This is a genomic window from Nitrosomonas europaea, from assembly GCF_900167395.1.
Taxonomy (GTDB): domain Bacteria; phylum Pseudomonadota; class Gammaproteobacteria; order Burkholderiales; family Nitrosomonadaceae; genus Nitrosomonas; species Nitrosomonas europaea.
The window spans coordinates 1-6847 of the sequence record NZ_FUWK01000065.1 but is presented as its reverse complement, the minus strand read 5'-3'; the positions used below and the strand labels follow the sequence as shown (position 1 = coordinate 6847).

Sequence of the window (6847 nt, the reverse complement as noted above, 5' to 3'; positions counted from 1 at the left end):
CACTCAATGACATCGAACATTCCAAAACGAAAGCCAATCATCCGCAGACCAACGGTATTTGCGAACGCTTTCACAAAACCATCTTGCAGGAGTTCTACCAGGTGACATTCCGGCGCAAGATTTACCAGTCCATTGAAGAGTTACAACACGATCTGGATGATTGGATGGCGTACTACAACAGTGTGCGGACTCACCAGGGAAAAATGTGCTGTGGACGCACCCCGATGCAAACTTTAATTGACGCTAAGGAGATATGGGACGATAAAATTACCGAATTGAATAACTGAATCTGATCTAACAGGCACTCGTCAAATCGGGTAACTGTCAGATCAGATCTCAACTACTACATCTAAAATTTCAAAAGGTACAATAACTTTATCGATACAAGCTTTTATTTCTTCAGTGAGAAGTGGCTTCCAATCTCCTCCAAGAATGGGAGGGTCAAATGCAAGTTTCTCGACTAAGTGTGAAAGCTTATTTCTTGTACAACCATTAGTTTTTCGACTTTTGTAATTACCTTCACCTAGAAAATTTCGTAAGAGTATATTTTGAATATTACTAATGGCTCTAATCTCACCAGCCTTAGTTGCTTGCTGATACAAGCTAATAGCTTTATTCCAATCTTGATCAACTCCTTCACCATTTTCATAGCAGACACCAAGATTGCACATTGCTCTGTAATCACCTACTTTAGCGGCGCGTTGAAATAACTTAACTGCCTCTTTCCGATTCTGCTTCACTCCTATGCCATTTCGATAATAAAAGCCAAGATTAACCATCGCGTTACTATTACCTTGATTTGCAGCCATCCGATACAATTCGATAGCACTACTCCGATTTTGTTTAACTCCATAACCATTTTCATAGCAAGCGCCAAGATAGTACATGGCTGTACAATCATTTTTTTTAACTGCTTGCTGATACAAGTTAATAGCCTTATTCCAGTCTTGATCAACTCCTTTGCCATCTTGGTAACAAAGTGCAAGACATGTCATAGCCGTACTGTCACCTTTATCAGTCGCCTTCTGATACAGTGCAATAGCCTTATTTATGTTCTGGTTGACTCCTTCGCCATATTGATAGCAGCGTCCAAGAAATACCATAGCCAAACTATTGCCTTCATCAACTGCCCGTTGATATTGAGAAATGGCTTTGTCTAAATCCTGCTTAACTCCCACTTCATACTGATAACAAAGACCAAGATATGCTGTAGCCGTACTGTTACCTTTATCAGCCGCCTGCTGATATAGAGCAAAAGCTTCATTTAAGTCCTCCTTAACTCCTTCACTTCTTTGATAGCAAAGGCCAAGATAGAACATGGCTGTGCTGTTATCTAGCTTAACTGCTCGTTGAAACAGTTTGAATGCTGCATTTAGATTCTGTTTAACCCCTTCGCCTTTTTGATAGCAAATTCCTAGATTAACCATGGCTGTATCGCTTTTTTTATTAACAGCCATTTGAAACCAATAAATAGCTTTTTCAGGATTTCTTACAACTCCTAGGCCTTGTTGGTAAAAGAAACCAAGGTAATCCATAGCAATAACATTAGACAAATTTGCAGCATGTTCTAATGCAATGATAATGTTATGAGGTATTGTTAAATTTCTACGACCTAGTTCATAAGAGATAAAGACTGCAACTCTGGCTAAAACTAGATAATGGTTTTCATGCGGGGGTTTATGCGCTAACAGTTTTTCGGTTAAGTTCCAGTCATTATATGTTTTTGTTAAATCAATAAAATCTTGCATAACTCTTATTAGAAACATTGCTGTATCATTTGGTGAATATTCCCAGGCAATGTTTAATAATTCTTCGAAATTAAGGCCTTGGTAAAAACAATACAAAACAAACCATTCACCCAATAAGTCAGGTTCTAATGCATGAATTTTATGAGGACGATTATCATTATTAACAAGATAGCTGTTCGTAATAGCTAAGGCTTCTTTTCCAAGAGATGAATCGATATGGCCAAAATTTGATTTAATTATTTCATCCTCAAAATTTATCTGGCGAACAATGGTTGCAAGTACAGCTAGCTTCATAGCTTCATGAGAATCCCCCCAAGTTGGCGCTTTATCGTTAAAAGCCTGCTCCCAGCGTCTTTTATCTCGCTTCAGCTGACCATTCAGCAAATCGATCTTTGTCCAGCTTCGAAAACCTTCCTCACTTTCGCTTAATTGTTGTGCTAGTAAATAAGCATACAATGGACGGCCAGTATTATCGATCCGTTCCAATGTTTCTTCTAACACATCATCGGATAGGGTGAGGGTTTTGCCGGATAATAACTGCTTAACTATTGAAGCCAGATTATCTTGACCAAGTTCTTTAAGTTCTTCAACACCGTTATCAAAACGAAAGGGGGCGAGACGTTCACCTTCAGAGTCACCTTCTTCACACAGCTTGAGAAACCATGGCGCTTTATTGCTGATAGCTATTAATTGCCGTGGTGCATCTTTGTTGATTTGATCTTGTGTTTCTATTACGTTTCCCTGATCCCATCGCTGCCTTTCAACCAAGAGAATACGGATATTGTGACAATAACCATCTTGATTGGAAATTAGAGTTTGAAAAATGGGTTTGATTTGTTCTTCGCGCCCAATCACATAATCGAATATCAGCAAATAGGGCTTGTCGGGTTGCCAGTCCTTCCACTGATCTTTGAAAAACTTGATGTCATTTTCTGTAAGAAAACCGGCTCGAAAACCTAACTCTTCGGCAACTTTGATTAAATCAAATGCCAAGCGACTTTTGCCTTGTCCGGCAACACCTGCAAGCTGAAACCATGCAACATTTTTATCGCATTCCAAAAACGCTTTTAAACGAGATTTTTGCTCGTCACGACCAATCACATCCAAAACAGCATTGGCAAAGTAATTGGGATTGTTCTCTCTTGCTTGAGGTATGGTTAGGCGTGGCTGGATTGGGTCTGCCTGTCCAGTGCTGCTCTGGGAAGATTCAAGTTTAAGTCTTTCTTCAACAGTCTTGGCGTGCCTCTTGAAATCATCGATTGCATAATCCAGCGTTACGGCTTTGCGTTTTCCGTCAATTTCGATTGATAATGTGTCATTGCCATCAAACACATCCAACGGCCTGCGGGGAATGGAATTCCGACAGAATTCCAGAAAGTTTAAAAAGCAAACAAAAGTGGGTATGTCTTGAAATTCTGCCAAGCTTTCAAAAACACCATCTGATTTTTCAGTAGTAAAAGCAGTCTTGTTGTCAGCTGGCAGTTTCTGAAGTGTTTCAAATCCGCCGATACCATTGCTAACGAGATGATCATCAAGCTCTTTTCTTCTTTTTGTATCCTGTTTGACTGGCCGGATAGTCTTGGCAAATTCCAAAAGGTGATAACCTTCCCAGTTCTGCCTTAATTGCTTCTGATTTTTATTGAGCCTTTTTCGGACATTTCGACGGACTGCCCCTGTCATGGATAACAGGATTCTTTGATATATTTGTTTGCGCAGTCCTTCAAAACGAATACGGTTAGAGTATTGGGAAAATAATTACAAAAACAGGATTGTACTAAAAATCAATGGTATGTTGACATTTATCCTGGCATTTAACTGGTACAAAATCACATACGCAGTTTTTATTTCATTTCACGGTCGTAATACTCGATATAGGTTTTGCGCAGCTTACGCTGTTGATTCTGATATTCCGTATTTGTTTCTTCGAGTTTTTCTTTACCCCAGTCTTTCAACACAATATTAAATTCAACTGCATTAGCAAAAATATCTGAAATCTCTTTACCGGTTTCCTGTGATTTGGCTTTAAGCCAGCTCTCAAGAAGGTAGATCACGCCACTATCCATATTTTCCATGATCCAGTTTTTTCTCATTGGGTCGGGCTGTTGCACCTCCGTCTTTTTATTTTTTTTCTTTCCCATTCCGGAGGCACTCCTTTCAAATTGCTTAAACAACCAATACTTTCTTCCCATAAAGCGAGGTGGGATGCAAGAAAAAAGATAACTGATTGTTTTAATTATATTTAACTCAGAAATATGGAGTGTTTTCTGGAATATTTCTGAGAAAAATATCAGGAGAATGCTGTTTGAGCCTTCATGAAGCTCAGGCAGTACCACCCTAGCTAGGGATTTCTCAAATTTTTAAGGAGAAGTCTCAATTATGAAATACGATGAAAAGTTAATAGTTTTTATAGTAACCATCGGTGTATTGAATAATCCGGTCTATAAGAAGAGACTTTGGCTCGCGGCGCGAAACATGAATATTTCGCGGCGAGAATGGCCAAATGTCATCGCCGATGCCATCTACAATTTTGATGGCATTATTCTCCTTTCGAACGGTATCCGGTGGCCTATCCCTGATGTGGATAAAGTACTTGGTGATCCTCGCTGGTTTTCCTATTATTTTGAGGAAGATGAGAAAGGTGATCCGCATCGTGACGTGATCATGCTTGAGCGTCTTCGGTTGATTGATCTCTTTTTTAAAATTAAACATCCTGAGATAGCCAGGCATTTCAGTAAGTAGCAAAAAGCGGGTGTTCCGGATTATTCTTCTGGGACACCTGCTTTTCTTTATAACTTCCATTTCCCAAACTTCACGAGCGCCATCATTACCATGCCAGACGGTTTACCTGTTTCATCTTTACAAGGAGACTGTCATGGCAACAGCCAAAACGAAAATCAAGGACAAGAAACAACCACTGGCGTTACAACTGGTTGAGAGCGGCACGGCAGATTCAGCCAGGAAACCGCCGGATACGGAGAACACTGGAGCAGATGTTTTTTTCCGCAGACTCGTTCATCACAACGATGCTGAAATCGCTGGCTCAATGGCCACCGAGCAAGCGACTCATCAGGCCGATCAACAATTCGGTGCTGAGCTGACGAAGCTGCGACTGGATAGTGAGGATATCGATGTCGCCTTTAAAGTTTCACTCAAATTTCTGAGTGATTTGGAAGTGAAGCTGGCGAATACCCGGCGTTACATCAAAAGCGGCACACTGCACAGCATTGGCGGGAAAAGCGTTGAGAATGTCGGTTGGACTGACTGGCGTAGAAAAGATCAGATCCTGTTATGCGTTCTAGTTTTCTGCCTGACCATTGCCGCAGGGCTGGGAATGGGAAATGTCTACGCCAACCTGGTTTCATCCGGTAATGCTGTTTTTATCGAAAAACCCTGGCTGGCGACGATGATCTCGGCATTGATGCCGATTGCCTCGGTTTCAGTTAAGTACGTGACCAACTTCATGATTTACGATAGCTCACGCAGGTTATATGCCAAGTGCATTTACGCGGCAACCGGTATGGCTTTTCTCTTTTGGGGCGGCCTTTTTGGCCTGACTTATTCCGGGGTGGCCAGCTCGATTGATTGGGATTCCTTCGGTGAAAGCACCGACTATGGGTTTGCCTTTGTCTGGTCACAGTTGTTGGTTGAATTGCTCATGGCCAGCGCCCTGTTTCTAGCCGCAGAAGACATCTACATGCGCTATTCCCCTGATGTCTATATCGAAAATCTGGAATACCTCGAACTTGAAAAAGCCTTGAAGGAGCAACGCACCGTTCATGAAGCCTTGCGTGAGAAGCGGGGCGAGTTGCATGGGCGTCTGGTTGAATTGGAAGCCCGGCGCGAAGCGTTCATCAACGACAAAGTCATGGAATTCGTCAGTTTGCGTGCTCGCCATGTGGCCACGATGAATGCCCATACCGACCACTAATCTCTGGAGGCTCACATGAATAAAAATACTTTGTTATTGCTGGGCTTATTGTGCATGACGCTGATGGTTGCGCCAGTGGCGTTTGCCCGCGATTTGGTCGTGGCGGTTTCGCCGTATTATGCGCTGGATGACGCCAAGCGGCATTCCGTGGCGTTACTGAAGCAGTTGACGCAACTGGATCAAGGCAGCCATGTAACCTTGATCGATGGTTATCACCTCTCGATCATCGGCGAATTTATTATTCCCGACAATCCGGCTTACAACAATCCTAAAGCACGGCTTGGCCTGAATCGTGACGCAGTGGCAGCTCTTAAACGCTTTGCGGATAAATCGGTTATGCCTGGCGGGGCAGGTCATCCGTCCGTACCCGGTGCAGTCCGGCTGCCACAGCTTTTACGCTATGCAGCTCATCATTTTGCACAGGGAAAGCGGTTGGATGTGATCGTGCTGGGCTCACCATTCTACGACGATCCGAAGGAGCCTGCCTTTTCGATGACGGGTGGCCGCTTTCCGTCCGATGGGCATCTGTTCGCTTCCCAGGGCAAAACGCCGTTCGGCGCAGCCGGTCAGGCAGGGTTGCTCAAAAATATCGTTGCTCATGTCGGTTACGGCAGTGACAGTATCATGCAGGGTGACCGGCATGCCTATTTCGTGAAGCGTTTCTGGACGCTTTACGTGGAAGCGCTGGGCGGCAAGCTGGGTAGTTTTATCGCTGATGTGCCAACGCTGTTTCGAGGCATGTCGTTGAATGCCGTGCCCGCGCATGATTTCAAGCCGATCCGTTCCGACAAGCTGGAAATGATCCTGCTGCGCCCGGTAGATGTTTAGTCCCACTTTGTGATGGTATGGATTGATGATAAAACGTTCAGGTTCGTTTTGCCAGCATTTGATGATGTATTCGTAAGGTGTGAGTCCTCGTAAGGTTTTGAGTCGCCTGGCGAAGTTGTAGGCATTCAGGAAGCTGTAAAGATGCTCTCGCAACTGTTGATGATTTTCATAATGATAGCGTTTGACGGTTGCTTCCTTGAGGGTGCGGTTCATGCGTTCGACTTGACCATTGGTCCAGGGGTGATTTGGCTGGGTCAGGCGATGTTCCGTACCATTTTCCAGGCAGACACGGTCGAAGATATGCAAGAAAGCATGCCTGTCTGTTTTGCGGTGGGTGAACTGG

At 43.4% G+C, this 6847-nt stretch carries 6 protein-coding genes and 1 pseudogene; 4 read left to right on the top strand and 3 right to left on the bottom strand.

Going from position 1 to position 6847, the window contains the following annotated elements:
• Positions 1–287 (top strand): integrase core domain-containing protein (locus B5D58_RS13160; RefSeq protein WP_143779599.1); only part of this gene is annotated, 287 nt, incomplete at its 5' end.
• Between the two features lie 42 nt (positions 288–329).
• On the opposite strand, the gene B5D58_RS13155 is transcribed toward B5D58_RS13160, so the two are convergent.
• Together B5D58_RS13155 and B5D58_RS13150 are read right to left on the bottom strand one after the other, a co-directional pair.
• Positions 330–3428, bottom strand: a complete 3099-nt coding sequence (locus B5D58_RS13155) for an SEL1-like repeat protein (RefSeq protein WP_011110884.1) — start codon at positions 3426–3428, stop codon at positions 330–332.
• Between the two features lie 161 nt (positions 3429–3589).
• Positions 3590–3886, bottom strand: coding sequence for a hypothetical protein (locus tag B5D58_RS13150; protein WP_011110885.1), 297 nt, complete (start codon positions 3884–3886; stop codon positions 3590–3592).
• Between the two features lie 238 nt (positions 3887–4124).
• Here B5D58_RS13150 and B5D58_RS13145 point away from each other — a divergent pair, with 238 nt between their 5' ends.
• The 3 genes from B5D58_RS13145 (at position 4125) to B5D58_RS13995 (ending at position 6504) form a co-directional block, all read left to right on the top strand.
• Complete coding sequence (locus B5D58_RS13145) at positions 4125–4487, top strand: hypothetical protein (RefSeq protein WP_011110886.1); 363 nt, start codon at positions 4125–4127, stop codon at positions 4485–4487.
• 133 nt (positions 4488–4620) lie between these two features.
• The gene (locus B5D58_RS13140; protein WP_011110887.1) at positions 4621–5676 is read left to right on the top strand and encodes a hypothetical protein; all 1056 of its coding nucleotides are present in this window, start codon (positions 4621–4623) and stop codon (positions 5674–5676) included.
• A 15-nt stretch (positions 5677–5691) separates the two neighbouring features.
• Positions 5692–6504 carry a hypothetical protein gene (locus B5D58_RS13995; protein WP_041356346.1) on the top strand — a complete coding sequence of 271 codons (813 nt, stop codon included), beginning with the start codon at positions 5692–5694 and terminating at the stop codon, positions 6502–6504.
• Here B5D58_RS13995 and B5D58_RS13130 read toward each other — a convergent pair.
• A pseudogene (locus tag B5D58_RS13130) lies at positions 6496–6847 on the bottom strand (integrase core domain-containing protein); the annotation flags it as partial. The gene B5D58_RS13995 and the pseudogene B5D58_RS13130 overlap by 9 nt on opposite strands.